Source organism: Blastococcus brunescens, from assembly GCF_035320885.1.
In the GTDB taxonomy this organism is placed as follows: Bacteria; Actinomycetota; Actinomycetes; order Mycobacteriales; family Geodermatophilaceae; genus Blastococcus_B; species Blastococcus_B brunescens.
The window spans coordinates 755,999-782,548 of record NZ_CP141261.1; the positions used below are offsets into that span (position 1 = coordinate 755,999).

Consider the following 26,550-nt stretch of genomic DNA (forward strand, 5'->3'; position numbering starts at 1 on the left):
CAGGGGAATGGAGTCGCCGTGGCGCCGCAGTGCGGGCCAGATCTCGCGGAGAGCTCGTCAGGGCTCGGTCGGTGGTCCGCACGTTCATCCCCTTTCACTGGTCGATCGTCGGCCGGGCCGGCCGGACGGTGGGAGGAGCAGGTCGAGCACACGATCGGTCGCGTGCCCGTCCTCGAGCGAGCAGAAGGTGTCCCGGAATCGGGCGTACCGGTCTGCGAAGCCGGGGGCGGCGACGTCGCTGTCGGCGATCGCCTCCAGCAGTTCCTCGCTGCTGCGCACGATCGGCCCGGGGGCCACGTCGGTGAGATCGAAGTAGAAGCCCCGCAGGTCGTCGCGGTAGTGCTCGAGGTCGTAGGTGTAGAAGACCATGGGCTTGCCCGTCACGGCAAAGTCGAACATGGCCGAGGAGTAGTCGGTCACCAGTACATCGGCCGCCAGGTACAGCTCCGCGGGCTCCGGGACGTCGGACACGTCGATGACCGGCGCGCCGGGCGGGACGGTGATCCGGCCGGACACCATGCTGTGCAGACGCAGGAGGAGGACGTGGTCCCCGCCCAGCCGGTCGGCGAAGGCGTCGAGGTCGACCGGGACCTCGAAGTCCCGTGCGCCGGCCGAGTCGAAGACGAGGTCGTCGCGCCAGGTCGGGGCGTAGAGGACGGCCGTCGTGTCGTCCGAGAGGCCCAGTTGCCCGCGGACCCGCCGACGGACGTCGTCCCGGTCCGGACTCATCAGCACGTCGTTGCGCGGGTACCCGGTCTCGTGGATCGGGCCGCCGTAGCGGAATGCGTGCCGGAGCCGGTCGGTGCTCGCGGCGTTCGGCGAGAGCAGGGCGTCCCAGCGGGCGACGTCGCGGTCCGGCTTGTCGAGCCACCCCGGGCGCACGGGGGCGTCGTGGTGGATCCGCTTGAGCGGGGTGCCGTGCCACGTCTGCAGGTACGTCGCCCCGGGGCGCTTCTCCCAGTGCATCGACATGCAGTCGTTGGCGACCACGATGTCAGCGGTCGCCAAGGCGTCGGCCGCCTCGGACGAGCCGTAGAGGACGGTGTCCACCCCGGGCGGGAAGGCGGCGCGGGTCTTCTCCGTGCACAGCCAGGTGTGGGTCAGGTCGGCCGGTCCGCGGCTGCGCAGAGCCCGGTAGATGGCGCGTGGATTGTCGGCGTAGAGGCCCCGGTAGGTGAAGTAGACCGCCTTCACCTCGGCAGACCTTCTGGACAGGAGTCGCCGGCTGCAGCTCGGGTCAACGCATCACGCTCTCTCGGTGTCGTCCGGGCACGGCTGGTTGCGGCCGTCCCGGTGGCGGTCCGACCCTGAGCAGCAGTACACGGGTGCGGCAGCCTGCCGCGCAATGGTTCGAGCTCCCGATCGCTCCACGGACGCTCAATCGTTAGGCGCGGGAGCGGCGCGGGACCTTTCACGCCCGGAGGTCCACCATGCCCTGCCGGCCGGGTCGGAAAACGTCCACGCCACCCGCTCGGGTGTACCCGAGCGCCGGGCTGTGGCGAGGTCCACAGCCGGCTCCATGACTGGGAACGACTCCTGCGGCCTCGGGTTGCGAATGACAACGATGGAACTTCGCGGTGGGACTCGTGGGACGTGTGAGGCAGGTCGCTCGGCGTGTCCTGGATGACGCGCCGTACGCCTGGTCACGGGAGGGTCACGGAGTGTTTGGATGACGAGCAGCCGAACTCCCCTTCGGCTTCTCGCGCACAGACGATCGGGCAGGTGCATGCACGCACGTTTCGGCCAGGAGAGCTCCACCGACCTCCTGACGACGGTTCGCCCCCTGCCCGCTCCGGACGGTCGCGGCACACCCGCCAGGCCACGGGAACCACCCGCCGGCCGGCCCTGCTCCTCGGTGCTCTCCTGACCGGTGGGGTGGTGGCCGCGGTCCTGGGACTCCACGGTGCCCCGGCGGCGTCCGCGGAGCCCACCTCGGTGCTGGCCGCGCAGCAGGCGCTGCTGAGCAGCGACGAGGACCTGGAGGTCAAGCCGCAGGCGTCGGTCACCGTCGCGGAGGCGCAGGCGCGGCTGCAGGAGGTCGCCGCCTCCCGGGCCGCCCGCGCCGAGGCCGAGGCCGCCGCGCGGGAGGCCGCCCGGCCCAAGTTCGTCCTGCCGGTGAACGGCGCCCGGCTCACCAGCGGCTACGGCAGCCGCTGGGGCACCTTCCACTACGGCATCGACCTCGCGGCCCCGATGCGCACCCCGGAATACGCGGCAGGTGACGGCGTCGTGCTGCGGGCCGGCGCCGCCAGTGGCTTCGGGCTGGCCGTGTACATCCTGCACGAGAACGGCGACGTCACCGTCTACGGCCACATGGACTCCATCCTGGTCGAGCCGGGGAGTACGTGGACGCCGGTCAGACCATCGCGCTCCTCGGCAACCGCGGTCAGTCGACCGGCCCCCACCTGCACTTCGAGGTGCACGAGGGTGGCGAGGACGGCCCCCGGATCAATCCCGTCACCTGGCTGGCCGAGCGCGGCGTCGACGTCTGACCCCGTGCGCCGGCGGCGTGATCTGATCCGGCCGTGAGCGGGGCCTCGGAGGACTCGAACCGGCGGATGCTGCGGGCCCGCGACGCCATGGACCGCCGGTACGCCGAGCCGCTGGACGTGCCGACCCTCGCCCGCATCGCGCACGTCTCCGAGGCCCACTTCATCCGGACGTTCCGCACCACGTTCGGCGAGACGCCCAACCGCTACCTGCAGCGGCGGCGGGTGGAGCGGGCCATGTTCCTGCTGCGCTCGGGGAGCGGAGTGTGACCGACATCTGCATGGACGTCGGCTTCAGCAGCCTCGGCACGTTCAGCCGGGTCTTCCGCGACATCGTGGGGGAGCCGCCGAGTGCCTACCGCCGTCGGGGACCGTTGCCCCCGGTGCCGTCGTGCTTCGCGATGGCCTGGCTGCGACCGAGCAGTTTCGGAGAAGCGCCGGGAGAGTGAGCGCTCCTAGCGTTGCGCCCATGCTGACCCGACTGAACATCTCCGGTATCTACGTCCTCGACCAGGACCAGGCGCTCGACTTCTACGTCGGCAAGCTGGGTCTGGAGGTCGACACCGACGCCGACCTCGGCTTCATGAGGTGGCTGACGCTCCGCGTCCCCGGCGACCCGGAGCGCAAGATCCTGCTGGAGCGGCCCGGTCCGCCCGCGATGAGCGAGGAGACCGCGGCCGAGGTGCGCGCCCTGATGACGAAGGGGGCCGCCGGTGGGCACCTCTTCTTCGCCTGCGAGGACGCCTACAAGACCCATGCCGAGCTCAAGGCCAAGGGCGTCGAGCTCACCGAGGAGCCCGAGGACCGCGACTACGGCATCGACTTCGGCCTCCGCGACCCGTTCGGCAACCACGTCCGGATCGCCCAGCTCAAGGAGGGCTGAGCAGGCAGCTCGGCGACCGCGGCGCGACCGCACCCCTACGCGGTCGCGCCGTCCCGGCCCTGTACAGTTGCCCCCGGCTCGGACACCAGGTCGAGCCGGGCACGGGGCTGTGGCGCAGCTGGTAGCGCACCACACTGGCAGTGTGGGGGTCAGGGGTTCGAGTCCCCTCAGCTCCACCCCGATGACCAGGCCGTTCCCCTTCCGGGGAGCGGCCTGAGTCGTATCTGGTGCCGGCGTGGTGGCCACTGGCCTCCATGTGGTGGTGCCAGGTCAGTCCCACAGTGCGTCGCCCATGCGCTGTGCCGCATCGCGGCCGAGGGCGCCCGCGTGCGGTTCGACACCGAGTGCCTCGGTCACGTGCAGGACGACGAGGGCGCCACCACCAGCGTCCGCGACCGGCTCAGCGGCGCGGAGTACACCATCCGGTCGAAGTACGTGATCGGGGCCGACGGCGCCCGCAGCCAGTTCGCTACGCACCGGGACCTGCCCTTCGAGGGCCCCGGCGCCGGCCCTCCACCGGCGGGCGGCCCCAACGGGGTGCAGGGAAGTAGCGCCGCGTCGTGCCAGGGCGGCGTGGGCGGGAGTGACGACGCGATGTCGGAACGAGCTGATCCCGCGGCCACGCCAGCGAGAAGTTGGAGCTGGGGGCGACGAGCCCGCCGGCGCTGAATCCGTCCGGGACCTGTGACGGGCGTGCGGATGCGCCAGGGGTGCAGCGTGGCGGTGTGCGCATGACTGGTGAGACCGTGGCGCGGGTGCCGCGCCTTCCGTCCGCCTGAGCGTGGCCGAGCGGCCTGCACCGGCTGGTCCAACGCCTCGACCCGTCTTTTCCTGCCCGACGCGGTCCGCGTCCCAGAGCTCCGTCAGCGCCTGTTGCACCGCGCCCACGAGTCTTGCGCGGCGGCGCCAGGTCTCTCACGCCGATGAGTGGGGGCACGACCGCGTTCCTCTAGATCCCGCCGGGCCGCCGACGCACGACAGCCCTAAAGAAACGGCGGACCACGCCTTGACAGTAGTGGCCTGCATCACGCAAGCTCCGTGCCACAGGTTAGCAAGCTGTTCCGCAGTGTGGCACAGAAAGTGGCGGAGTTGATGTACCGGGACGTTCACGAGGCTCGGACGAGCGGCAGCAACAACAGGCCGCCGGCTGTGTCGAACGTCCTGGTGTCACCGAAGGCTGACGTCGGCGTGGTTGCCCGCCGCCGCAGCCGATTGGCGACTACGGCCCTCGCCATCCATGAACGGTGGGGTACCACCTCCGACACTGGGAGTTCGCAAAGGCTTCACCCCGGGCGGCCCGTGCCGGTGGTCGGTGAAGTGCAGCTGACAGACAAGCCCGATCTGGGACTCGTTGCGCGACGAAGCGGTCGCGAAGTTCTGGCTCGTACCCGAGAACTGAGGAGGAACTATGCGCAAGCGTGGTATCGCAGTGGTGCTGGTGACGGGCGCCGTCGCTCTGGCGGGGTGCGGCGGGGAGGAAGGCAGTAGCACGGAATCAGCGAACGGCGAGTGGCAGCCCGACGGCGACGTCGAGGTCGCTGTCGGTGCTCAGCCCGGTGGTGGCAGTGACATCCTCGGTCGCGAGTTCGCGGCCGCCTACGAAGAGATGTCGGGCGTGACGGCGGTCGTCGAGAACTACGACACGGTTGCCGGTGTGCTCCTGCTCAAGGAGGAACCGGGCCTCGGCGAGATCATCGGCGTCGGCAACACCTCGAACATGATCGTGCGTCCGATCGAGCAGGACCTGGGCTACACGTGGGAGGACTTCACGCAGCTGGCGATCGTCGCCGAGGACGTGTCCTACCTGGTCTCGCAGGCGGGGGCGTTCGAGTCTGCCGAGGACATGATCGAGGCAGCCAAGGCCGGCGGCGTGACGGTCGGGCAGGTCGGCAGCGGCGCCGGCGACACAGTTGTCGCCGACCAGGTCGCCGACGCCTTCGGGATCACCTTCCAGCCGGTGGTCTACGAGGGGGTGGCGATGTGATCCGAGGGTGATCGCAGGTGACATCGACCTCGCGGTGCTGGAGCCGACGGAGTTCCTTCCGCAGGTCGAGGCCGGTGAGATCGACGTGTTGCTGAGCACCGGCAACAAGCCCGCCCTGCACGAGGCGCTCGCCGACGTCCCGCTCGCCAGCGACCTCGGCGCCGAGGAGCCGTTCGTCACGCAGGTCCGCCTCTTCTTCGGCGCACCGGACCTCTCCGAGGCGCAGGAGCAGTACTGGGTCGACGTGCTGACGCAGTGGTCCGAGTCCGACGGGTACGCCGCCTACATCGAGGAGAACGCGCTGACCCCGCAGCTCATCACGGGTGATGAGCTGGACACGTACATCAGCGAGTCTGTCGAGACCCTGGCCGGCGAATGACTGACGCGGTCTCTCAGGGAGAGGCGGAGGAGGCTGCTCCAGCGGGCGTGGCGTTCCAGCACGCCGTCGGCATGGGCTTCCTCGTGTTCCTCATGCTCGTCGGCGCGTACTTCGCCTTGACCGCCTTCGGCTTCGGCGTCACCGCCGAAGGAACGCCGATCGGCCCGGGCGCCGTACCGGCCGGGCTGGGCGTGATGCTGGTGGTCGGCGCCGGCGTGCTGCTCGTCGGCGAGGTACGTGGCTTCACGCGTGCCCGTGCCGATCGAGCCGCCGGCCCGGTGGCGGTGACGAAGCCCGAGCATCCGGGCCGCGACCTGCTCCGCGCGCTCGCGGTCATCGCTCTTCTCGGCGTCGGCCTGGCCCTCGCGGGGTCGTCGGCATGGTGGCGGGGCTGACTCTCGCCGTCATGGCGATCGCGTTCCTCATCGAACGGCTCCCGCCCTCTCGCGTCCTGCTGATCGGGGGATCACAGCGGTACTGCTGTGGCTCGTGTTCGGGCTGCTGCTCGACGTGAACTTCCCGCGCAGTCTGATCGGACTCTGACGTGGATGTGCTGCAGGGCATCCTCGGTGGGTTCTCCGTCGCACTCCAGCTCGAGAATGTGCTGTTCTGCCTCCTCGGCGTGGTCCTCGGCACGTTCATCGGGATGCTGCCGGGCCTCGGCTCGGCGTCCGGCGTGGCGGTCATGCTCCCGCTGACCCTCACGCTCGACCCGGTCACGGCGCTCATCATGCTCGCCGGCATCTACTACGGGACCGAGTACGGCGCGACGATCAGTGCGGTGCTGATCAGCACACCCGGTGACGGTGCTTCGCTGGTCACGGTGATCGACGGCTATCAGATGGCCCTGAAGGGGAGGCCGGCAAGGCGCTGGCGATCGCTGCGGTCGCGTCGTTCTTGGCGGGAACGCTCACGATCGTGCTGATGAGCGTGCTGGCGCCCGCCTTCGCGGCGATGGCGCTGAATTTCGGACCACCCGAGATGTTCGCGCTCATGGTGCTCGGGTTGCTCACCGTGGGCGGGATCGTCGGCAGGAACCCGCTCAAGGGGATTCTCATGGCGGTCGTGGGCGCGTTGATCGCGATGGTCGGGATCGACACCCAGACGAACACGCTTCGGTACATCTACGACTTCTCCGAGCTGTACTCGGGGGTGAGTCTCGTGGCGGTGGTCGTCGGCATCGTTGCCCTGGCGGAGCTGGCGGCGCAGGGTGCGAGCGGGGCGGTGCAGCCGATCCGGACGCGCTTCCAGGACATGCTGCTGACCCGCAAAGAACTGCGGCGCGTGCGGGGCAGCATCACGCGCGGCGGTCTCCTCGGTTTCGTCATCGGAGTTCTGCCGGGCGCCGGCCCCACACTCGCCTCGTTCTTCGCCTACGACGTCGAGCGGCGCGTCGCGAAGGACAAGTCGATGTTCGGTCGCGGCGACATCCGTGGCGTCGCGGGGCCGGAGGCGGCGAACAACGCCGCTGTCAACGGCGCGTTCATCCCGACCCTCACGATGGGCATCCCGGGTTCGGCGACGACCGCGATTCTCCTGGGCGCCTTCATCCTCTTCGACATCCGTCCAGGGCCCTTGCTCTTCGAGCAGCAGCCGGACCTCGTGTGGGGTCTGATCGCCTCCTTCTACATCGGTAACGTGCTGCTGCTCCTGCTGAACCTGCCGCTCGCGCCGGTCTTCGCCTCGCTGCTGCGCATTCGCTACGCCTATCTCTATCCGGTGGTGTGTGCTGTCTCGGTCGTTGCGGCGTACGCCGTCTCGGGGCTGACGTTCGATGCATGGCTCGCGCTCGGCTTGGCCGTCTTCGGGCTGTTCATGAAGCACCAGGGCTACCCCGTCGCGCCTCTCGTGCTCGGCCTGGTCCTGGGCGGAATGCTCGAAGCGGAGCTGCGCCGATCGCTCGCCATCGGAGAGGGCTCGTTCGCGATATTCGCCGACCGGCCGGTCGCGCTCCTGATCCTGGGCCTGGGCCTGCTCCTCGTCCTCGTGCCGGTCGTAGTGAGGAGAGCGCGGGGCTCGCGCAAGACCCCGATCCCGGCCGAGGTCTCCGATTGATGAGCGCCGTGACCACCATCGCGCGGCGGGCGCGCTGGGATTCATGGCCAGCGGCGTCGCAACCCGGATCACGGTGAACGACCAGCGTTCGGGCCCGACCGGGCTCAGCGGCTTGCGTTCGAGGGCGGTCCCGCGACGTGGTAGAGCACCGTGGGTGTCTTTCACCCGTCTGCCCCGAAGACGCAGACGGTTGCGCGGTGGCTGCGGGGGCACCGGCCCGGCGACGACGCCGAACGCGAACGACTGAGCGCTGCGGCACGAGAGGTCGCGGAGACAGCGAAGATTGGACTGACGGAAGGTGAGCATGAAGGTTGACGAGGCCATCGGCCGGGCGATCGCACGCATGGGAGCGGCGCAGATCTTCGGGATCGTCGGGAGCGGGAACTTCCGCACCACCGGCGCGATGATCGACGAGGGCGTTCCATTCGTCTCGGCGCGTCACGAGATGGGGGCGGCGTGCATGGCGGACGCCCACGCGCGCGCTACGGGGCGCCTGGCCGTCCTGAGCGTGCACCAGGGCTGCGGGCTCTCGAACGCGCTCACCGGCATCGGCGAGGCCGCGAAGTCCCGCACGCCTGTCCTCGTGGTCGCCGGCGATACCCCGGGGGTGACTACGGCAGCAACTTCTGGATTGATCAGGACCGTGTCGTCTCCGGCATGGGAGCCGTCGCGGAGCGGATCCACTCACCGGAGACCGCGGTGCGCGACATCGCGCGGGCCGTGACGATCGCCGTCACCCAGCGGCGAACCGTCGTCTTCTCCATGCCGCTCGATTTCCAGCGGGCCGAGGTGGGTGCGCGTCAGCTTGCCGAACTGGAGCGCCTGGAGCCGCCGTCGGTGCCGGCGCTGCCGGCGGCTGCGCCCAGCGCGGTGGCGCAGCTCGCCGATCTGCTGGAGCGTGCCGAGCGGCCGGTCATCGTCGGTGGGCGGGGAGCTGCGGGCGCGGTACCGGAGATCCGCCGCCTGGCCGAGCTGACCGGCGCGCTGTTGACCACGAGCGCCGTCGGGCGCGGCCTCTTCCACGACGACCCGTGGCATCTCGACGTGATGGGTGGCTTCTCCACCGACGGCGCAGCCGAGCTCATCTCCGGGGCGGACGTCCTCGTCGCGTTCGGCGCCGCGCTCAACCGCTGGACGACGCGTGACGGCACGTTCCTGCGGAACCCCACGGTCGCCCAGGTCGACGACACGCCCGCCGCGTTCGGCTTCCACTACCCCGTCGACCTCGAAGTGCTCGGCGACTCGGCCCTGACGGCGAAGGCGGTCGCCGACCTGCTGGAGGAACGCGGGACGGCCCGCAGGGTCGGCTACCGCACCGACGACGTCGCCGAGAAGGTGGCGGCCTCGCTCAACTGGAGCGATCAGGAGTTCGACGACCGCTCGGAGCCGGTGGACCCGGCGCAGCCGGGCAGCGGCCGGATCGACCCGCGGGCGCTGACGAACGCCATCGATGCTCTCGTGCCGATGGACCGCGTCGTCGTCCCGGACGGCGGGAACTTCAACGCGTACCCGGCGATGCACCTGCGGGTGCCCGACAACCGCGGCTACTGCCTCCCGCTCGCGTTCCAGTCCATCGGTCTCGCTCTGGCCAGCGCGGTCGGCTCGGCCGTCGCGACGCCGGGGCGGGTCGTTGTCGCGGGCATCGGCGACGGTGGCTTCATGATGTCCCTCGTAGAACTCGACACGGCGGTGCGGCTGAGCCTGCCGCTCGTCGTGGTGGTCTACGACGACAACGCCTACAGCGCCGAGGTCCACCACTTCGTGCACGAGACCGATCGGCTGGAGACCGTCGTCTTCCCCGACACCGATCTCGCCGCGATCGCCCGCGGATTCGGCTGCGAGGGCATCGTCGTGCGCTCGGTCGAGGACCTCGAGCCGCTGCGCGACTGGCTCGAGGGCCGAAGACCCGCCCCATCGTCATCGACGCCAAGATCGCGAAGTTCCCGTCCTGGGTGCTCGCGCACAGCTTCGCCGAGCACGAGTGAGTCGTCGGCGGATCGGCCCCCGGGCGACGGTGACCTGGCGGCGCCGGCCCTCCCGAGAACGGCGGGTGGCTACACCGCCTCGGAGCCGGAGGGCGACGTCGTCGGGTTGACCGTCCGGGCCACCAGCTCGCCGAGGGCCGGCAGCTCGTCGACCGAGATCCGGTGGGTGGGCAGGGCGACGCTGATGGCGGCGATGGGATGCGGGCCGGTGACGAAGAAGGGCGCGGCAGCGGCGCGGATCTCCGGTCTCAGGTCGCCTCGATTCAGGGCGTAGCCGCAGGCCCGGATCTCCTGGAGCTCGTCGGCGAGCTGAGCAGGGTCGATGAGCGGGGTGTTGGGCGGAACGTTTCGGTGTGCCGTGGAGAGGTAGAAGTCGATGTCGTCCGCCGACGCCCACGCGAGCATGGCCTTCCCGGTGGAGGACACGTGGAGGGGATAGGACACCCCGAGGGGTCGACCGGGCGGACGGATCTGCTGCTCTCGAGCTTCTCGATGAGAGCGGCGGTGGACCCGCTCCGCAACGCGAGGTGGATGTTCTCGTCCACCTGGCGCAGAAGGCTGCGCATGACCGGCAGGGCCCTGGCGCGGATGCTGCGCCCGCCGTCCTCGCGGGCGAGGTTGAGCAGCTTCACCGTCTGCACCCAACGCCTCGACCCGTCGCTCTCCTGCTCGACCCAGTGCGCGTCGGAAAGCTCCTTCAGCGTCCGCTGAACGGTGCTCTTGGGGAGTTCCAGGGCACGCGCCAGGTCGCTCACGCCGATGGGCTGGTGCACGGCCACGTGCTCCAGGACCCGGAGAGCCGTCGACACGGCCGTCATAACACATCACTCCGAAAGAAACGGCGGATCACGCCTTGACAGTAGTGGCCCGCATCACGCAGGCTCCGTGCCACACCATAGCAAACCGTTCCGCATTGTGGCACAAAGGAGTGAGCGTGGTTCGAAGCTTCTCGTCCCCCACGGCGGTCGGACGGCTGTTGTCCAGGGGTGACGAGTTCTGCTCGACAGCCACCCGCAACCGGCGGACGAGTCGAAGTTCGATCAGTCGAGCCGGGTCAGCGTGGAAATCGCCCGCGGCGCAGCCCTCGGCGCATCAGCCCGCGCGATTCGCGCCACCTGTCCATCGGAACGGTCCCGCCGCCGACCGTGGCCGCTGCTCCGGTCGCTGATGCCGGCTCCCGCGCATTCCCGCGGACCATCCCCGAAGTCCATTCTTCGACACGCTTTGAAAGGCTGTTCCCTCCATGAATGTCGTCAGTGGCGAGACCTGGATCCTCCGCCTCCCGTTCGTGCGCGAGAGCCGCGACACCGAAGACGCCCACCACGAGATCGTGGGCGTCACCCTGCACTCGGACACAGGGGAGACCGGGCTCGGCTTCACATGGTGCGCGGACTACCCCGCCGGATCGAGCGTCAAGGCGTTGTTGGATGACTTCCTGATCCCGAGGGTCGTCGGACAATCGGCCCTGGACGTCAGCAAGGTCTGGCACGACCTCCGAGCGGTCACGCACCGCCTCGGGTACGGCATCAGCTCGTTCGGCATCGCGGCCATCGACATCGCGCTCTGGGACCTGAAGTCACGGAGCAATGGTCACTCCCTGGCCAGGGAACTCGGACAGGTCGTCTCCAGCGTTCCGGCGTACGGGTCGGGGAAGGGCTCTCCGACCCTCAGCCTCGACGAACTGGTCGAGCTGTCCGCCGGTTATGTCGAACAGGGCTTCGATGCCGTGAAGATCCGGGTCGGTCTGTCTCCTGCCAATGACGTCAAGCGCGTCGCCCGGCTCCGCGCGGAACTGGGCGACGACGTCAAGATCATGTGTGACGCCAACGAGCGGCTGGACGTGGCGACCGCACTGTGGCTGGGCCGGCGCCTCGCCGACTTCGGGATCTACTGGTTCGAGGAGCCGGTCAGAAGCGACGACGTCGAGGCCCACGTCCGGCTGGCCCAGGCGCTGCCCATGCCGATCGCAGCAGGGGAGCACCTCTGTGGGATCCCCGAGTTCGTGTCCTACCTCAACGCCGGAGCGCTGGATGTCCTCCAGCCCAACGTGTGCATGGTCGGCGGCATCACGGAGATCATGCGCATCGGTCATCTTGCGGCGGCGCACGGGCGGGCCTTCGCGCCCCACGTGTTCAGCGAGTTCCACGTTCACGTGGCGGCGGCTCTGCCGCGCACCACGTCGTACGTCGAGTACTTCCCGTGGATCGACGCCTACGTCGAGGAACCGCTCCAGGTCAAGGGCGGTGAGCTGGTCGTCCCCGACGGGCCGGGCCACGGACTGCGGTTCACGGACAACACCTGGGACCGGTACCGAATTGCCTGAGGACATGACCGTGGTGCCGACAGCCGGTGCTGGCGACGCGGCCGGTGCGCAGCAGCCGCGGCGGCGGATCAAGCGCCGTCTGCCGCGCTGGGGCGAGATCGCCCCGATGGTCTTCTCCGGTCCTCCGGAGCTCGATGCGACGGCGCGACGACTTGCCGCGGCGCACGACGTCGAGGACCTTCGACGGATCGCTCGCCGACGCACCCCGGCGTCCGTCTTCGACTACGTGGACGGAGCGGCGGAGACCGAGAGCGCTGACCGCCGGAACGTGGACGCCTTCGGCCGGGTCGAGTTCGTGCCCCAGGTCTTGCGGGACGTCAGTTCGGTCGACCCGAGCGTGCGAATCCTGGGGAAGCCGGCGGCGATGCCGCTGATCTTCGCGCCGACGGGGTTCACCCGGATGATGCACCACGAGGGCGAGATCGCGGTCGCCCGCGTGGCGGAGCGGGTCGGGGTCCCGTACGCCATCTCGACGATGGGCACGACGTCTCCGGAGGACGTGGCGGCCGCGGCGCCCGGATCGGACCGCTGGTTCCAGTTGTACATGTGGCGCGACCGATCGGCGTCGCAGGAGCTCATGGCCCGTGCTGAGGACGCCGGGTACACCACCCTGGTCCTGACGGTGGACGTGCCGGTCGCCGGCGCGAGGCTCCGGGACCTGAGGAGCGGGATGACGCTCCCGCCCAGTCTCAACGCCCGGTCCTTCGCGGGGATCGCGCGCCATCCCCACTGGTGGATCAACGTGCTGACCCGTGATCCGCTGAAGTTCGCTGCCCTCGAGGGTGGTGCGGGGCAGTTCATGGAGTTGACGGACCGGATCCTCGACCCGAGCGTCACCTCTCGCGACCTGGACTGGCTCCGCCAGACGTGGCGCGGGCGGATCGTCGTGAAGGGCGTCCTGAGCGTGGAGGGCGCCAGGGACATCGTCGACCGCGGAGTCGATGCCATCGTGGTCTCCAACCACGGGGGCCGGCAGCTCGACCGGGCGGTGGCACCACTGGACGTCCTGCCGGACATGCGATCCGCACTGCAGCGAGACGCCGAGATCTACCTGGACGGCGGAGTCCGGTCCGGTACTGACGTCGCGGCGGCTGTTGCGCTAGGGGCGGACGCGGTCATGATCGGCCGCCCGTACCTCTACGGACTCATGGCCGGGGGAGCGCGGCGTACAGCGGGTGTACGACCTCTTCCAGCAGGGTTTCACCCGCACCCTGGCCCTCCTGGGGGTTGGTTCGGTGGCCGACGTGGGCCCTCACCTCCTGCGCCACCCGACGGCACCTGGCTGTCATGAACGGGCAGGTTGTCCATGCGGCGTGGGTGAGTCCCATGGAGTGGGTAGATCGGGCTCCTCGCCTCGTTGATCGTGTCGGTCACCGAGGTCGAGGGGCCACCCCGTGAGTTTCTGTGAGCAGCCCGGCGAGGAACTCCCAGAAGAGAACTCACACGATGGCCCTGGATTTCTGCCCTGCTCGAGATGGTCGACGCACTGCGCAGCGCGGATGGCGGCGAGGTGATGCGCCGTCTGCTGCTCACGATGCCGCAGGCGTTGTTCGACGCGGAGGCGCCGTGCAGATCGGCGCGGAGCCGCACGAGCGCTCCGAGAGCCGCACGACGCAGCGCAACCGCACCCGCGAAGACCCTCGGGGAGAACTCAGGCGCCGTGGGCGAGGGGGAGATGCAGCACCCGTCGCATGCGTGGGCGGCGCTGACCCCGCCCAGCGCCTGGTGATGGACGACGTCGTCCGGATCGGGGTGTCCCACGCCGTGCGGGCACATCCGGTCGGAGTAGCCGTAGAGGGCCCGCCACACCTTCGGCCAGGTCCGCATGTGGTGCTCGCTCGGGTGGTGCCGTGAGCACCCCGCCCCGCGCAGAGCGCGGGGTCGTGCGGCGCGGCGAGGCTCATGTCCCCCACGCCTCCCGAGCCGGCGGACGAGCGGGCCGTGGGCGCCGGGACGACGGAGGACCGGTCGCCGGCGCCGTGCGACGGCGGCTGCGGGGCTGCTGTGCTGACGGGCGTCGGCTCACGGGCGATCACACTCGAGGACGTCATGCCGGAAAGCGTGGACGGAGCGCCTGCCCTTCCCCGTGATCGACGTGTGGAGTCCCTGTCAGGTCCGGCCACGGACGCCGTGAGCGTGGTCAGCCTGTCAGGCCGCGGTTGCCGAGGACCTCCGACGGGAGAGCAGGTGGGCGGCGAGGAGGACGACCGCGACGCCGCCGACGATGAGGATAGTGGTGCGGGCCGACCATGGGGCCGCCTGTTGCGCTGCCTCTTCCTCGATCTCCACGAGGTCCCGAAGCTGCGAGGTCAGCGCCACCACCGCACCGGACCGGTCGCCGGCGGTGAGCCGGGGCTCCACCTCGGCGGTCATCGCGCGCTCGAGGTCCACCTCGGAGAGGGGAACTCCTCGTTGACCCAGTAGCCGTACTCGTAGGTCGTCCCGCCCACCGCGACGGCGAGCAGGAGGTCGTTCTCGTCCAGGTCCGACATCCGCGCGGTGTCCCGCGCCCACTCGCCGGGGTTCGTGTTGTCGAACGAGGAGACGAAGACGGCGTACAGATCGAGGCCGTCCTCCGCCGCCAGCTCCGCCACGGCCTCCCGAGCCGCCGGTATCCCGTCTCCGAGAAGGACGGCCGGGTCGGTGATCTGGTTGGTCACCTCCAGCGGGGAGCGGCCGCCGCCGCCCCGGCACCGGACAGCACGAGGGCCATGGCACCGAGGACGATCACGGGCCTGCGCACGACTGGACCTCCTCTGGAGAGAAACTGGGATGGGCTCATACGGGAGCGGACGATACGCAGGGATGCGCGACGACGGCCGGTGATCGCCCCATCGGGCTACGCGGTCGGGCAGTTCCGGAGGGCATCCACCCTCGTCGGCACCTCTGTCCGCCATCGCGGGAGCCATCGTCGACACCGACAGCCATGTGGACCCTCTCATCTTCCGGGAACGGTGATCGCGCTCCCTCGTGAGAGCGCACGACGGACCTTCGCGGAGTGGCGCTTTCCCGGATGGGTGGACGGCCGTCGTCACGTCGTGCGGGGTGGGCCCAGATCTCGGACGAGCCGACGACGGGCGGCCGGGCGGCGGCGGCCGCGACGCCGACGCCCAGCGCGGGGTCGAACCAGTCGAGCAGGTGCAGGGGACCGAACCGGCCACGCGTGCGCCCCCTCTGCGGCGTGCTCCGTCGTGGGGTCGAGTTCTACCCGCGACAGTTCGTCCAGGGTGACCGCGCCGACCTTCACCAGGCACTCCTTGCGCACCCAGGAGCGGAGAAAGGCGGCCGGCGGGTCGTCCGCCGATCGGAGCCGGGTCGTCTCGGCGGGCGTGAGGGTGAGGCTCAGGAGGGCCGGGTCGAGATCCCCCACCGGCGACCGCTCGACGTCGACACCGATCGGCTGCCGGTCCGCGCCCGCCGCCACGGCACCACGGGTGTGCGCGAGGCTCACGTGCAGGCCTGGCAGCCCCTCGATCGATGGCTTGCCGTGCTCGGTCGAGCCGCACTCCCGCACTGCTGCACGAGGGTCAGTTCGTGTGCCGGGCGACCGGTCAGCGCAGCGGCGCAGTGTCGAACCAGCAGGTGTGCCGCGACGTGCGCGTCGCGGTCGTCTCCGGGAGGCAGGGCGTCGGCGCGCCCCCGTTCGCGGGAGGTCAGGAGGTGCTCGTCCCCGGCACACAGCACGTCCGCGGGGTGGGCGACCAGAATCAGCGGTGCACCATCGGGTGATTCACAATTCATTCAGCGCTAAACCTCCGTGACCGAGCGGGGTCTGCCGGTGTCTCAGGGCCACATCGATGCGTCCTCTGCGTGAGTAAAGCGTAACGATATGTAGTTGCCGGACATTTCCTCGTAATGCCGTCACTCGATGAAATGTGTTGCTCATTTTGCGTGACGATAACTTCCCAATTCATCGTGTGGGCCGTTCACATCCGGTTGCCCAGGGCGATGCGAAAGCTTCATGCAGGACTTCTGAATCCATGCCTAACCTCGGGTAGTTCGGAGAATAGAAGGCTGCAGAGAGTGTATGGATGACAACGCATAGCGACGACCGGGACCTCTTCTCGACTTTCGGGGAGACATCGAGCAGAAGTCCGCGACCGCCACTACTTCCGCGTACGAGATGCGCGACAACAGCACCACGTCCTACCGGCTGCATGACAACTTCGTGGCCGAGCTCACCGGCCAGCGCTCGGACTCCACCCGGCTGAGCCGGTTCTTCGAGCGCACCTGCGACGAGCGGCCGTCGGCCACCGCGGTCGAGTGCGCGGGCGAACGGCTGTCCTACGCGGACCTCGACCAGCGCGCGAACCGGCTGGCGAACCTGCTGATGGCCCGGGGCGCGCGCGCCGGCGTCCGGGTGGGGATCCTGCTGCACCGTTCGGTGGACACCTACGTCACGCTGCTGGCGGTCACGAAGACCGAGGCGACGTTCGTCCCGATCGACCCCGAGGCGCCCGCGGACCGGCTGGAGTACATCGCCCAGGACTCCGCGCTGAGCCTGCTGGTGACCAACACGTCGTTCGCGGCGTCGTGTGCCGAGCTGCCCTGCGAGAGCCTGTACCTCGACGAGCTCGGCGGCGAGCTCGCCGTCCAGTCCAGCGCCCGACCCGGGATCCAGTTCGACGGTGACCCGGTCTGCTACATCATCTACACGTCGGGTTCGAGCGGTCGCCCCAAGGGCGTCGAGATCAGCCAGTCGAGCATCTGCAACTTCATCGGCATCGTGCCGTCCCTGTACGGGGTCGAGCCCTCCGACCGCGTCTACCAGGGCATGACGATCGCCTTCGACTTCTCCATCGAGGAGATCTGGCCCACCTGGGCGGTCGGCGCGACGCTCGTCGCCGGGCCCACGGACGGCCGCCGGGTCGGCTCGGGACTGGCCGACTTCCTCGAGGACAACGAGATCACGATGATCTACTGCGTCCCGACGGTGCTGGCGACCCTCGACCGCATCCTTCCGCTCATCACCACGGTGAACGTCGGAGGCGAGGCCTGCCCGCGTGAGCTCGTCGACCGCTGGGCCGCCCCGAACCGCCGCATCCTCAACACGTACGGGCCCACCGAGACGACCGTGACCTGCACGATGGCCGAGCTGCGGCCGGGCAAGCCGGTCACCATCGGTCGCCCGTTGCCCACGTACCGGGTCACCCTCCTCGACGAGGACCGCCAGCCGGTCGCCCCGGGGAACGTGGGCGAGATCTGCGTCGGCGGCCCGGGTGTGGCGCGCGGCTACGTGAACCGGCCCGACCTGACCGCCGACCGCTTCATCGCCGACCCGCGGGGCATCCCGGGCGAGCGCATCTACCGCACCGGTGACCTCGGCCGGTTCCTCCCCGACGGCGAGCTGGAGTACCTCGGCCGCGCCGACAGCGAGGTCAAGGTCCGCGGCCACCGCGTGGACCTGCAGGAGATCGAGAGCGTGCTGCTCGAGCACCCCCAGGTGACCGGCGCCGTCGTCACCCTGCTGGCCACCGACACCGGCGGCGACCTCGCCGGCTACGTCATCCTCCGGGGCGACGGCCCGGCCGGCGAGATGCGCCCGGAGGCCCTCGCCGCCGGCGCGGCCGACGCGCTCATCGCCGAGCTGCACGAGCAGGCGGTGGCGCAGATGCCGCCCTACATGGTCCCGTCCTTCCTGGACGTGGTCACGTCGATCCCGATGCTGCCCAGCGGCAAGGCCGACCGGGGCCGGCTCCCGGCCCCCACCCGCCCCCGCCTCATCCGCGGGAACCGGGACTTCGAGCCCCCGTCGACCACGGCCGAGGCCTGGATCGCCGGCCTGTGGGAGGAGACGCTCCAGCTGCCGGCCGGCGCGGTGTCCGTGGAGGCCAACTTCTTCGAGGCGCTGGGCGGCCACTCCCTGGTCGCGGCGAACGTCGTGTCCGCGATGCGCGAGAGCGAGCTCGGCTCGGGGCTGTCCATCCTGGACTTCTACAAGCACCCCACGGTCCGTGACCTCGCGACCTTCCTCGAGGACGGCGCCGGCGCCCAGGCGGACGACACCGTCGTCCTCGAGCCGCGCGAGCCCCGTCCCGAGCCGCCGTCCCGCGAGCGGGTGGTCGCGTTCGGGACGGCGCAGGTGTCGGTCCTGTACGCCATCATCCTGCTCTTCCTGTTCCCGGTCGGGATCCTGTACGGGCTCAACGACGGGCAGCCCTCCGTCGCGCTGATCCTCCAGCTCGCGGTCGCGCTGCCGTCGGTCTACCTGCTCGGCCGCTGGGTCGTCCCGGTCGTCGGTGCGCGTCTGCTGGCGCGCGGCCTGCGCGCCGGGGAGCACCCGCTCTGGGGCGGTATGCACCTGCGCGTGTGGACCCTGCAGAAGCTGATGTCCATCTCGCCGCTCACCGTGCTCAGCGGGTCGCCGTGGGCGGTGACGTACCTGCGGCTGGCCGGTGCGCAGATCGACGACGAGGTCCACATCGGGACGGCGGACGTCTCCCTCCCCTCGCTCCTGCGGGTGGGCCGGGGCGCGACGATCGGCTACGGCACCCAGCTGCACGCCCACCGCGTCGCCGAGGGCGTGCTGACCATCGCCCCCGTCACCATCGGTGCCGGTGCGGTCATCGGGTCCGAGAGCGTGCTGGAGTGCGGCTCCGAGGTCGGCGAGAACGCCATCCTCGGCGACTCCTCGCTGCTCACGTCGGGACGGACCGTTCCCGCGGGGAGTCCTGGGCCGGGTCGCCGGCGCAGTCGGCGCCCGAGGCCGTCGACCCGGTCGTCGAGCTCATGGCCGCCTGCTCGGACGCTCCGCGCACCTGGTCCAGCTCCCTGCTGGCCGGCTTCGCCGGCGGCATCCTGCTGCTCGAGCTGCTGCCGTTCCTGATCCTGCTGCCGATCGTGGCGGTCGTGTGGTGGACGCTGCTCACCTACGGGACGGCGGCCGGGCTCCTGGTCACCGCGCTGACCGGACCGGTCTTCGTGGTCGTCTCCTGCGCCCTCATCCTGGGTGCCCGCCGCCTCGTGCTGCCGGCGACCCCGGAGGGCATGCACCATCTGCGGTCGCAGCTGGGCGTGGAGAAGTGGCTCGGGGACAAGCTGCTCGAGCAGAGCCTCCTGTTCAACAACACGATGTACTCGACGCTCTACACGCCGATGTGGCTGCGGGCGCTGGGCACCAAGGTGGGCAAGGGCGCCGAGGTCTCCACGATCTCCAACATCGACCCCGACCTGCTCACCCTCGGCGAAGGCAGCTTCGTCGCGGACATGGCCAGCGTGGGCAGTGCGACCTACGCCAACGGCCATGTCGCCTTCCGGCGGACCGTGGTCGGCGCGCGGGCCTTCGTCGGGAACGCGGCTCTCATCCCCTCGGGCTCGCACCTGGGGAGGGCTCGCTGATCGGCGTCCGCTCCGTGCCCCCGACCGCCGGCACCGAGCCCGGCACGTCTTGGCTCGGCTCGCCGCCGTTCTTCCTGCCCCGCCGGGAGGTGTTCGAGGAGTTCACCGAGGCCGACACGTACGAGCCGTCGAAGCGGCAGGTCCGTGCCCGGTACGCGATCGAGGCCCTCCGCATCGTGCTGCCGAGTTCCCTGCTGGCGGTGGCGACGTTCGCCACCCTGTACGGGCTCGCCTCGATCGCGCTGTCCTGGAGCACGGTGGCCACGGTGCTGCTCGCCCCTCTGGTCGCGCTGACCTCCAGCGTGCTGGTGGTGTTCCTGGTGGCGGCCCTCAAGTGGGCCGTCGTCGGCCGGTACCGGCCGCGGGTGCGGCCCCTGTGGAGCGGCTTCGTCCGCCGGACCGAGTTCGTCACCGGCATCTACGAGGCGGCGGCGGTCCCGGCCCTGCTCACGTTCCTCACCGGCACGCCGCTGCTCGGCCCGGCACTGCGGCTGTTCGGCGCCCGGGTCGGCCGCCGGACGCTGATCGACACGACCTACGTCACCGAGTTCGACCTCGTGACCATCGGGAACGACGCCTCGGTGGGCGCGAACGCCTCGTTGCAGACCCACCTGTTCGAGGACCGCGTCATGAAGATGGACCACGTCGTGCTCCGCGACCGCGCCACCGTCGGCGACAAGGCCGTCGTCCTGTACGGCTCCGTCGTCGAGGAGGACGCCACGCTGGCCGCTCTGTCCCTGGCGATGAAGGGCGAGATGCTGCCGAGGAGACCACCTGGTGCGGCATCCCGGCCCAGAAGGTCGGTCGGGCGCCGACGGCGCCCCCGGCGCGCGACCGGCGCCGCGTCTCGTCCGGTGCGACCGCGGCGGGCCGGCGATGACCGCCGGCACGCCGGCGGCGCCCGGCGGTGCCCCGGCGGACGTCGCGTCCCTGGCCCACGCCTGCGCGCCCGCGCAGGCCGGGGACGTCTCGGGCACGCCGTCCAGCACCACCCCGGTGCAGCGGAAGAGCTCGCGCCTGGTGGGCATCGACGCCGCCCGCGGGATCGCGCTGTTCGGCATGATGGCCGTGCACACCATCAACGCCGTCGACGACGAGGGCAACACCTCGCTGGCGTGGACGCTGGCCGCGGGCAAGTCGGCGGCGCTGTTCGCGCTCCTGGCCGGCGTGGGCGTCGCGTTCGCCACCGGCCGTCGGCAGCGACCGACCGCCCGGACCTGGCCGGGGTACGCGGCCGCACTCGTGGTCCGGGCACTGATCATCGGTGCGGTCGGCCTGCTGCTCGGCTCCGTGGTGCCCGCCGACTTCGCCTCGGTGATCCTGCCCTACTACGCCCTGCTCTTCGTGTTCGCCGTCCCGCTGCTCGGCCTCTCCATCCGGGCGCTCGTTGCGCTGGCCGCGACGATCGCCGTGGGCATGCCGATCCTCAGCCACGTGCTGCGGGCCGGCATGGAGGTGCCGAGCACCGTGCCGAACCTGACCTTCGGCGCCCTGTTCAGCGACCCGGGCCAGGTGCTGCGGGAGCTGGCGCTGACCGGCGTGTACCCGGCCCTGCCCTGGATGGCCTATCTCTGCGCCGGTCTGGCCGTCGGGCGCGCGCTGCTGACGTCGCGACGCACGGTCTCGCTCATCGTCCTGACCGGTGCCGGGCTGATCGTGGCCGCGCAGATCATCTCGTGGGTCCTGCTCGATATCGTCGGCGGCCGTACCGAGCTCCGGGCAACCATGTCCTCGGGTGAGCTGGCCGGGATCCTGTCGGTCGGGTGGGCCGGGACGACGCCGACCGACACCGGCTGGTGGCTGGCGACCCTGGCGCCGCACTCCACCACGCCGCTGGACCTGGCCTTCACCATCGGCCTCTCGCTGGTCGTCCTCGGCTGCGCGATCCTCGTCGGCCGCACGACCACCACGTTCCTGCGGCCGCTGGCCGCCGCGGGGAGCATGACGCTCACGCTGTACTCCCTGCACCTGCTGATGCTGAGCGTGCTTCCGGGAAACGCCCGGGGCTGCTCCTCCATCTCGCGATCGTCGTCACGTTCGCGTTGGTGTGGAGCCGTTTCTACGCGCGTGGGCCGCTGGAGGAGATCGTCGCCCGGTCGACCGGTGCGGTTCGCCGCGGGGTGCAGTCGGCGACAGGAGCTTCGGAGGGGCCGGTGCTCCCCGGGCCTGACACGAACCGGCCCGGTGGTCGTGACCTGGCGCTGGTCTACCGCGGTCCGGCGTCGACCCCGGGCTGTGCGGAGGCCGTCGCGGCCGCACTGCAGCGCAGCCGGTGGGGACTCGAGGTCCGCTTCGTCGGACCCCGGGAGGCGCTCTCCCTGGAACCCGACGTGCTCGCCGGCGCCCGGCTGTACGCCCAGCCCGGCGGCGGCGAGCTGCGGCGGGCGCACCGGAAGATGAAGCGTTCGGGCGACGCCATCCGGGAGTTCGTCCGGTCCGGCGGCGGCTACCTCGGCTTCTGCCTGGGCGGCTACCTGGCGGGGAGACCCCCGGCTTCGGGCTCCTCCCGGGGACACCGACCGCTTCATCTCCTCACCCGGCGCCCGGCCGGACCACGACGGCGACAGCCTGGTGACGCTGACCTGGAACGGCCGCCGCCGTGAGATGTACTTCCAGGACGGACCCTGGTTCGACCTGGCGCCGGACCGGGGCCCGGCGGAGGTGCTGGCGACCTACGACAACGGGCTGCCCGCCGCGGTCGTGGCGCCGTTCGGCCGCGGTGCGGTCGGCGTCGTGGGGCCGCACCCCGAGGCCTCACCCGACTGGTACAGCGACTCCGGCCTGCCGGTGCCCGCCGACGTCCGTGCCGACCTGACCCAGGACCTGGTCGACCGGGTGATGCAGGCCGGCCGCGCCGGCTGAACCGACGAGGGAGGCGCCCCGCGAGGAGCGCCTCCCCTCGTGGTCAGGCTCCGTCGTCTCAGGATTGGTCGATCAGCCGCCCGACGGTCGGGCCCAGCCGGCCGTCCAGCGCGTGGCCGACACCGGACGGGTAATCGCCCGACGTGACGACGCCGCGGCCGGCGTAGAAGCGCTCCCCGGCCTGCGCGCCCCAGGAGGCGGTCAGCGGGACGGCGGTGTCGGCGGTGCCGGTGAACCAGTGGCCGCGGACCCCGGCCATGCTCGCGGCGGTCACGGCGGACGAGCTGCCGGCCGGTGGGCCACCGCCGCCGAACACGACCCAGCCGCCACCCAGGCGCATCAGCTCCGGGTGCCGCGGCACCAGGAAGCGGGTGATCTCCTGCGCGCCGGAGGAGAAGCCGGAGAGCCAGACCTCGCCGACGGGGTACGTGCCGAGCTGCTGCTCGATGAGTGCGGCGAGGAAGTCGGCGTAGCCGCTGGTGTCACCGGTGTGCCAGCACTCGCAGGACTGGTTGGGGCTCTCCACGGCGAGGGTGATCATGTTGCGGGCCTTACCGGTGGCGACCAGCCCGGACGAGCCCCCAGCGCGTACGAGGAGCTCGGGTTGTTCACGCCGTACTCGCCGGTGCCGTCGAGGTAGACGATCAGCCCGACGGGCTTGGCGGGGTCGATGCCGCCCGCGTAGAGCAGGTACTTGCCGGTGTGGCCGTTGCCGGCGGTGAAGGTCTGGCGCGGCTGGTCGGTGAACGCCCCACCCGACCCGCCGCTGGAGGGACCGCCGGCGGCCGGTGCGGCTGCGGGCGCCGGCCGGCCGGAGTCGTGCTTCCGTTGCCCCGGCTCCGCGGCGGGGCTTCCTGCGGCGCCTCGGGCGCCACCTCGGCAGGACCGGCTGCCGTCGCCGGCTCGTTTCCGTCCCCGGCCTGCGGCTCGGTGGTCTCGCCCTCGACCGGAGTCTCGCCCTCGACCGGAGTCTCGGCCTCGGTCGGGGCCGGCGTCGTGGGGGTCGGCACCGGGGTGGGGACAGCGCTGCTCGAAGCGGTGGCCGCGTCGCCGATCGAGGACGGCCGGCCGGACTCGGTGCGGCTGGTCGGTTCGGTCTGGCCGGCTGCACCGATGCCGAGATCGGCGGGCCCGCAGGCGGCGGTCGTCAGGGTGACGAGAGCCGCGGCCGCGAACACGCCAGCCCGACGGCCGGCGGTGGAAAGGGAACTGCGCACGAGTGATCCTCCGAGGCCCGCTCGCCGTGGCGACGGACTGTGATTGCGCTGTGACTCGTCGAGGCTGACACATGCTCTGCGCATCTGCCAGGTAACGACCAGTCACAGTTGTCCCATCCGTGCTCACCAGTCCCACGGTCACCGGCACGCCTGCCGATGAGAGCTGGCCCATGTCTGGCCACGAGGGGAACGCGGGGACGTCGGCGCACGTCAGAAGGGGCAGTCACGGTCGGACTCTCCCGGTCGTCCGGCTCGCGAGGACAGGGATGCGCAGAGGTCGACGGTCGTCCACGGTGGCTCTGGCGTGTGCGGCAGTGCTGGTGAGCGGGTGCACCTCCGCGACCCCGGACGCGCAGCCGGAGCCCGACAGGGCGGGGATCGACAGGGCGGAGATCGACGCTGCCGAGCCGTGGCCCGACCGCCCGGTGGTGGACCTGCGCTTCGAGGTGGCTCCGGATCTCGGCTCGGTGGCCGGTCGCGAGGTCGTCGAGTTCACTCCTGATCTCGATACCTGCGAGCTGGTCTTCCGGTCCTGGCCGAACAAGCCGGCCACCTCGCGCGCCGGCAGCTCCCTGACGGTGTCGGAGGTCCAGGTCGACGGCCGGGACGAGGCCTTCCTCGACATCCGGGCCGGCGCTCCCGAGGACGCACCCGCCGGCACTCTGGTCGAGGTCCCGCTGACCGACTGCCTGTCGGCGGGGAGACCGTCACCGCCGAGCTGACGTTCGACCTGGTGCTCGGCGAGGAGGTGAACGAGCGGGTCGGGACCTCCTCCGACGCGGAGGTCGCCTGGTTCGCCACGGCCTTCCCCTGCTGGCGTGGGAGCGCGGCCGCGGCTGGGAGCGCGGTCCCGCCGTCCCGGTCAACGGCGAGACAGCGGTGAGCGAGGACTTCCTGCTGGACTCGCTGGAGGTCGTCGCGCCGTCCGGCTACGAGGTCCTCGGCACCGGCGAGGCGGTCGGCGCGGAGGAAGGGCTGGACGGGACCACCGTGCACCGCTTCACCGCCCCGGCGGTGCGCGACGTGGCCGTCGCGGTGGGGAATCTCGGCGTGGTCGAGCGGACGATCGACGGCGTCCGCCTGCACGTGGGGTTCGACCAGGAGGTGGGCGAGGCCTACGCGGAGGAGTGGCTGGACCAGATCGCGGAGTCCACCGCCGACCTCGTCGACCTGCTCGGCCCCTTCCCCTACGACGACCTGTGGGTCGTGGTGCTCTCCAGCCAGACCAGCGGCATAGAGTTCCCCGGCGCGATCCAGTTCGGCGACGTGGATCCAGGAGAGCGTCGTGGACTGGTGACGCACGAGCTCGCGCACATGTGGTTCTACGGCTTGGTGGGCAACGACCAGGGCCAGCACCCGTGGCTGGACGAGTCGTTCGCGACGTTCGCCCAGTCGGTGGCCGACGGCGACGACCAGCCCTTCGCGCACCCGTCCCTCGAGGACCCCCGCCGGTGGGTGGGTCGATGACGTACTGGGCGACGGAGTTCCGACGCTCCAACAGCGTGTACTACGACACCGTCTACACGTTCGGCGGCGCCGCGCTCGCGGAGGCCCGCGACCGAGCCGGTCGCGAGGAGTTCGACGCCGCACTGGCCGACTACATGGCGGCCAACGCCTACTCGATCGCCACCCCCGACGACGTCGAGGAGGCGTTCGCTGACCTGCCGGAGGTCCTGGAGGTGCTCCGTGAGGTCGGCGCGTTGTCCTGAGCGTCCGGCTCGTCCGGCGCACGAAAGAGTGAGTTTGCCTGCGTTCTCCGCGCCGGGTGGAGACCGGGGCATCGCTCTGAGTAATCGACACGGCGTGTCGCACTCAGGCTGTTGACGGTTCATGGAGTGCGTAGAAAAGCCGCCCACCAGAGGCGGACGCTCCCTAAAACACGGGAATCCTGGCGGTTCTGGGTGTGGTCGGCCAGTGAGATGGGGCGCGAAAGCCGCACGTCCGTCGTGCGAAATTGGTTGCACACACCCGAGTACTGTGACTCAGTGTGAGTACAGGGCAGACGTGGACGGTCGGGGTCACCGGCGCCACCGGGTATGCGGGCGGGGAGGTGTGCCGGCTGCTGGCCGGGCATCCGAACCTCCGCCTGGGCGGGGTGCACGCCAATGCGAGCGCCGGCCGGCGGCTGGGTGAGCTGCAGCCGCATCTGCTGCCCTTCGCCGACCTGGAGGTCGCGCCGAGCGGCGCGGCGGATCTGGCCGGTTACGACGTGGTGGTGCTGGCGCTGCCGCACGGGGAGTCCGCGGCGATCGCCGCGCAGCTGCCTGCGGACACGCTGGTCATCGATTGCGGCGCGGACCACCGGCTGAACGATCCCGAGGCGTGGGCGCGCTGGTACGGCGGCGTGCATGCGGGCTCGTGGCCGTACGGGCTGCCGGAGCTGCCCGGGCAGCGGGAGCAGCTGGCCGGTGCCCGGCGGATCGCCGTGCCGGGCTGCTATCCGACGTCGGTGACTCTGGCGATGGCCCCGGCCCTGGCGGCCGGGCTGGTGGAGTCCGAGGTGGTGGTGGTCGCGGCGTCCGGCACCTCCGGCGCGGGCAAGTCGGCCAAGCCGCACCTGCTGGGCAGCGAGGTCATGGGCAACGTGAGCGTCTACGGCGTGGGTGGGGTGCACCGGCACACACCGGAGATGATCCAGAACCTGTCGCAGGCGGCGGGCGCGCCGGTGGGCGTGAGCTTCACGCCGACGCTGGTGCCGATGAGCCGGGGCATCCTGGCCACCTGCTCGGCGAGGCTGCTGCCGGGCGTGGACGCCGACGCCGCCCGGGCGGCGTACGCGAAGGCCTACGCCGACGAGCCGTTCGTGCACCTGCTGCCGGAGGGTCAGTGGCCCACCACCGCGCAGGTGCTGGGCGCCAACACCGTCGCGCTGCAGGTCGCGGTGGACCCGGACGCCGGCCGGCTGGTGGTCGTGGCCGCCGTCGACAACCTGACCAAGGGCACCGGGGAGCGGCGCTGCAGTGCGCCAACCTCGCCCTGGGCCTGCCCGAGACCACCGGTCTTCCCCTCGTAGGAGTAGCGCCATGACCCTCTTC

28 protein-coding genes, 1 tRNA gene and 4 pseudogenes are annotated in these 26,550 nt (G+C 70.8%); 25 read left to right on the top strand and 8 right to left on the bottom strand.

What is annotated here, in order from left to right; genetic code table 11:
* Positions 1–84 precede the first annotated feature (84 nt).
* Positions 85–1,194, bottom strand: a complete 1,110-nt coding sequence (locus U6N30_RS05220) for a CDP-glycerol glycerophosphotransferase family protein (protein WP_324276417.1) — start codon at positions 1,192–1,194, stop codon at positions 85–87.
* 684 nt (positions 1,195–1,878) lie between these two features.
* Between U6N30_RS05220 and U6N30_RS33360 the strand changes: the two genes are divergently transcribed.
* The 12 genes and pseudogenes from U6N30_RS33360 (at position 1,879) to U6N30_RS05280 (ending at position 10,049) form a co-directional block, all read left to right on the top strand.
* On the top strand, positions 1,879–2,529 hold the full coding sequence (locus U6N30_RS33360) for a M23 family metallopeptidase (protein ID WP_422678033.1): 651 nt from the start codon (positions 1,879–1,881) through the stop codon (positions 2,527–2,529).
* A gap of 29 nt (positions 2,530–2,558) precedes the next feature.
* Entirely contained in the window at positions 2,559–2,759 is a 201-nt protein-coding gene (locus tag U6N30_RS05230) for an AraC family transcriptional regulator (RefSeq protein ID WP_324276418.1), read from the top strand.
* Positions 2,756–2,938, top strand: coding sequence for a helix-turn-helix domain-containing protein (locus U6N30_RS05235; protein WP_324276419.1), 183 nt, complete (start codon positions 2,756–2,758; stop codon positions 2,936–2,938). Before U6N30_RS05230 ends, U6N30_RS05235 begins: the two co-directional genes overlap by 4 nt.
* Before the next feature lie 20 nt (positions 2,939–2,958).
* The gene (locus U6N30_RS05240) at positions 2,959–3,372 is read left to right on the top strand and encodes a VOC family protein (protein ID WP_324276420.1); all 414 of its coding nucleotides are present in this window, start codon (positions 2,959–2,961) and stop codon (positions 3,370–3,372) included.
* 103 nt (positions 3,373–3,475) lie between these two features.
* Positions 3,476–3,548 (top strand) — tRNA-Ala (locus tag U6N30_RS05245).
* 130 nt (positions 3,549–3,678) lie between these two features.
* Positions 3,679–4,041: an FAD-dependent monooxygenase gene (locus U6N30_RS05250; protein ID WP_324278175.1), complete on the top strand. Its 363-nt coding sequence runs from the start codon at positions 3,679–3,681 to the stop codon at positions 4,039–4,041.
* A 739-nt stretch (positions 4,042–4,780) separates the two neighbouring features.
* On the top strand, positions 4,781–5,356 hold the full coding sequence (locus tag U6N30_RS05255) for a type 2 periplasmic-binding domain-containing protein (RefSeq protein WP_324276421.1): 576 nt from the start codon (positions 4,781–4,783) through the stop codon (positions 5,354–5,356).
* A gap of 7 nt (positions 5,357–5,363) precedes the next feature.
* Entirely contained in the window at positions 5,364–5,735 is a 372-nt protein-coding gene (locus U6N30_RS05260) for a type 2 periplasmic-binding domain-containing protein (RefSeq protein ID WP_324276422.1), read from the top strand.
* Positions 5,736–5,782: 47 nt separating this feature from the next.
* Entirely contained in the window at positions 5,783–6,130 is a 348-nt protein-coding gene (locus U6N30_RS05265; RefSeq protein WP_324276423.1) for a hypothetical protein, read from the top strand.
* A gap of 251 nt (positions 6,131–6,381) precedes the next feature.
* Positions 6,382–7,790, top strand: a pseudogene (locus U6N30_RS05270) (tripartite tricarboxylate transporter permease).
* A 304-nt stretch (positions 7,791–8,094) separates the two neighbouring features.
* The gene (locus U6N30_RS05275) at positions 8,095–8,514 is read left to right on the top strand and encodes a thiamine pyrophosphate-binding protein (protein WP_324276424.1); all 420 of its coding nucleotides are present in this window, start codon (positions 8,095–8,097) and stop codon (positions 8,512–8,514) included.
* A gap of 38 nt (positions 8,515–8,552) precedes the next feature.
* On the top strand, positions 8,553–10,049 hold the full coding sequence (locus U6N30_RS05280) for a thiamine pyrophosphate-binding protein (RefSeq protein WP_422678091.1): 1,497 nt from the start codon (positions 8,553–8,555) through the stop codon (positions 10,047–10,049).
* Here U6N30_RS05280 and U6N30_RS05285 read toward each other — a convergent pair.
* Positions 9,947–10,593 (bottom strand): annotated as a pseudogene (locus U6N30_RS05285) (IclR family transcriptional regulator); the annotation flags it as partial. The gene U6N30_RS05280 and the pseudogene U6N30_RS05285 sit on opposite strands and share 103 nt — an antisense overlap.
* Positions 10,594–11,018: 425 nt before the next feature.
* Between U6N30_RS05285 and U6N30_RS05290 the strand changes: the two are divergent.
* The 3 genes and pseudogenes from U6N30_RS05290 to U6N30_RS33365 form a co-directional block, all read left to right on the top strand.
* Positions 11,019–12,098 carry a mandelate racemase/muconate lactonizing enzyme family protein gene (locus U6N30_RS05290; RefSeq protein WP_324276427.1) on the top strand — a complete coding sequence of 360 codons (1,080 nt, stop codon included), beginning with the start codon at positions 11,019–11,021 and terminating at the stop codon, positions 12,096–12,098.
* Positions 12,099–12,102: 4 nt separating this feature from the next.
* Positions 12,103–13,389: an alpha-hydroxy acid oxidase gene (locus U6N30_RS05295; RefSeq protein WP_324276428.1), complete on the top strand. Its 1,287-nt coding sequence runs from the start codon at positions 12,103–12,105 to the stop codon at positions 13,387–13,389.
* 155 nt (positions 13,390–13,544) lie between these two features.
* A pseudogene (locus U6N30_RS33365) lies at positions 13,545–13,733 on the top strand (transposase); the annotation flags it as partial.
* A gap of 513 nt (positions 13,734–14,246) precedes the next feature.
* Here the strand turns inward: U6N30_RS33365 and U6N30_RS05305 are convergent.
* The 3 genes from U6N30_RS05305 to U6N30_RS05315 form a co-directional block, all read right to left on the bottom strand.
* Positions 14,247–14,471 carry a hypothetical protein gene (locus tag U6N30_RS05305; protein WP_324276430.1) on the bottom strand — a complete coding sequence of 75 codons (225 nt, stop codon included), beginning with the start codon at positions 14,469–14,471 and terminating at the stop codon, positions 14,247–14,249.
* Positions 14,468–14,758, bottom strand: coding sequence for a TPM domain-containing protein (locus U6N30_RS05310; protein WP_324276431.1), 291 nt, complete (start codon positions 14,756–14,758; stop codon positions 14,468–14,470). The genes U6N30_RS05305 and U6N30_RS05310 overlap by 4 nt, the downstream gene beginning before the upstream one ends.
* A gap of 371 nt (positions 14,759–15,129) precedes the next feature.
* Entirely contained in the window at positions 15,130–15,549 is a 420-nt protein-coding gene (locus tag U6N30_RS05315) for a 4'-phosphopantetheinyl transferase family protein (RefSeq protein ID WP_324276432.1), read from the bottom strand.
* A 672-nt stretch (positions 15,550–16,221) separates the two neighbouring features.
* On the opposite strand from U6N30_RS05315, the gene U6N30_RS05320 reads away from it, so the two are divergent.
* Positions 16,222–18,924 carry an amino acid adenylation domain-containing protein gene (locus U6N30_RS05320; RefSeq protein WP_324276433.1) on the top strand — a complete coding sequence of 901 codons (2,703 nt, stop codon included), beginning with the start codon at positions 16,222–16,224 and terminating at the stop codon, positions 18,922–18,924.
* On the top strand, positions 18,828–19,436 hold the full coding sequence (locus U6N30_RS05325) for a hypothetical protein (RefSeq protein ID WP_324276434.1): 609 nt from the start codon (positions 18,828–18,830) through the stop codon (positions 19,434–19,436). Before U6N30_RS05320 ends, U6N30_RS05325 begins: the two co-directional genes overlap by 97 nt.
* Here the strand turns inward: U6N30_RS05325 and U6N30_RS05330 are convergent.
* A complete protein-coding gene (locus tag U6N30_RS05330) occupies positions 19,399–19,770 on the bottom strand; it encodes a hypothetical protein (RefSeq protein WP_324276435.1) in 372 nt (123 codons plus the stop codon). The genes U6N30_RS05325 and U6N30_RS05330 overlap by 38 nt on opposite strands.
* Positions 19,771–20,312: 542 nt before the next feature.
* Between U6N30_RS05330 and U6N30_RS33370 the strand changes: the two are divergent.
* The 3 genes and pseudogenes from U6N30_RS33370 to U6N30_RS05340 all read left to right on the top strand — a co-directional run.
* Positions 20,313–21,050, top strand: a pseudogene (locus U6N30_RS33370) (heparan-alpha-glucosaminide N-acetyltransferase domain-containing protein); the annotation flags it as partial.
* Positions 21,051–21,589: 539 nt separating this feature from the next.
* A complete protein-coding gene (locus U6N30_RS33375; RefSeq protein ID WP_422678034.1) occupies positions 21,590–22,039 on the top strand; it encodes a BPL-N domain-containing protein in 450 nt (149 codons plus the stop codon).
* Positions 22,008–22,298, top strand: a complete 291-nt coding sequence (locus U6N30_RS05340) for a hypothetical protein (RefSeq protein WP_324276437.1) — start codon at positions 22,008–22,010, stop codon at positions 22,296–22,298. Before U6N30_RS33375 ends, U6N30_RS05340 begins: the two co-directional genes overlap by 32 nt.
* A 58-nt stretch (positions 22,299–22,356) precedes the next feature.
* On the opposite strand, the gene U6N30_RS05345 is transcribed toward U6N30_RS05340, so the two are convergent.
* Both U6N30_RS05345 and U6N30_RS05350 read right to left on the bottom strand, forming a co-directional pair.
* Positions 22,357–22,839 (bottom strand): hypothetical protein, encoded by a 483-nt coding sequence (locus tag U6N30_RS05345; RefSeq protein ID WP_324276438.1) that lies wholly within the window; start codon positions 22,837–22,839, stop codon positions 22,357–22,359.
* A 103-nt stretch (positions 22,840–22,942) separates the two neighbouring features.
* Complete coding sequence (locus U6N30_RS05350; RefSeq protein ID WP_324276439.1) at positions 22,943–23,515, bottom strand: hypothetical protein; 573 nt, start codon at positions 23,513–23,515, stop codon at positions 22,943–22,945.
* Positions 23,516–23,808: 293 nt separating this feature from the next.
* Between U6N30_RS05350 and U6N30_RS05355 the strand changes: the two genes are divergently transcribed.
* The 5 genes from U6N30_RS05355 to argC all read left to right on the top strand — a co-directional run bounded on the left by U6N30_RS05355 (position 23,809) and on the right by argC (position 26,528).
* The gene (locus U6N30_RS05355; protein WP_324276440.1) at positions 23,809–24,237 is read left to right on the top strand and encodes a hypothetical protein; all 429 of its coding nucleotides are present in this window, start codon (positions 23,809–23,811) and stop codon (positions 24,235–24,237) included.
* A gap of 11 nt (positions 24,238–24,248) precedes the next feature.
* Positions 24,249–24,398 carry a hypothetical protein gene (locus U6N30_RS05360; RefSeq protein WP_324276441.1) on the top strand — a complete coding sequence of 50 codons (150 nt, stop codon included), beginning with the start codon at positions 24,249–24,251 and terminating at the stop codon, positions 24,396–24,398.
* Positions 24,395–24,982, top strand: a complete 588-nt coding sequence (locus tag U6N30_RS05365) for a M1 family aminopeptidase (protein ID WP_324276442.1) — start codon at positions 24,395–24,397, stop codon at positions 24,980–24,982. Before U6N30_RS05360 ends, U6N30_RS05365 begins: the two co-directional genes overlap by 4 nt.
* Entirely contained in the window at positions 24,979–25,224 is a 246-nt protein-coding gene (locus U6N30_RS05370) for a hypothetical protein (RefSeq protein WP_324276443.1), read from the top strand. Before U6N30_RS05365 ends, U6N30_RS05370 begins: the two co-directional genes overlap by 4 nt.
* A 278-nt stretch (positions 25,225–25,502) precedes the next feature.
* Entirely contained in the window at positions 25,503–26,528 is a 1,026-nt protein-coding gene (gene argC / locus U6N30_RS05375; protein WP_324276444.1) for an N-acetyl-gamma-glutamyl-phosphate reductase, read from the top strand.
* The last annotated feature ends 22 nt before the right edge of the window (positions 26,529–26,550 follow it).

Coding starts and splice junctions, on each gene's coding strand:
- U6N30_RS05230 (WP_324276418.1), top strand. CDS start 2,559: ATGCTGCGGGCCCGCGACGCCATGGACCGCCGGTACGCCGAGCCGCTG.
- U6N30_RS05240 (WP_324276420.1), top strand. CDS start 2,959: ATGCTGACCCGACTGAACATCTCCGGTATCTACGTCCTCGACCAGGAC.
- U6N30_RS05255 (WP_324276421.1), top strand. CDS start 4,781: ATGCGCAAGCGTGGTATCGCAGTGGTGCTGGTGACGGGCGCCGTCGCT.
- U6N30_RS05275 (WP_324276424.1), top strand. CDS start 8,095: ATGAAGGTTGACGAGGCCATCGGCCGGGCGATCGCACGCATGGGAGCG.
- U6N30_RS05280 (WP_422678091.1), top strand. CDS start 8,553: ATGCCGCTCGATTTCCAGCGGGCCGAGGTGGGTGCGCGTCAGCTTGCC.
- U6N30_RS05290 (WP_324276427.1), top strand. CDS start 11,019: ATGAATGTCGTCAGTGGCGAGACCTGGATCCTCCGCCTCCCGTTCGTG.
- U6N30_RS05295 (WP_324276428.1), top strand. CDS start 12,103: ATGACCGTGGTGCCGACAGCCGGTGCTGGCGACGCGGCCGGTGCGCAG.
- U6N30_RS05305 (WP_324276430.1), bottom strand. CDS start 14,471: ATGACCGCCGAGGTGGAGCCCCGGCTCACCGCCGGCGACCGGTCCGGT.
- U6N30_RS05320 (WP_324276433.1), top strand. CDS start 16,222: ATGCGCGACAACAGCACCACGTCCTACCGGCTGCATGACAACTTCGTG.
- U6N30_RS05325 (WP_324276434.1), top strand. CDS start 18,828: ATGGCCGCCTGCTCGGACGCTCCGCGCACCTGGTCCAGCTCCCTGCTG.
- U6N30_RS05345 (WP_324276438.1), bottom strand. CDS start 22,839: ATGATCACCCTCGCCGTGGAGAGCCCCAACCAGTCCTGCGAGTGCTGG.
- U6N30_RS05370 (WP_324276443.1), top strand. CDS start 24,979: ATGACGTACTGGGCGACGGAGTTCCGACGCTCCAACAGCGTGTACTAC.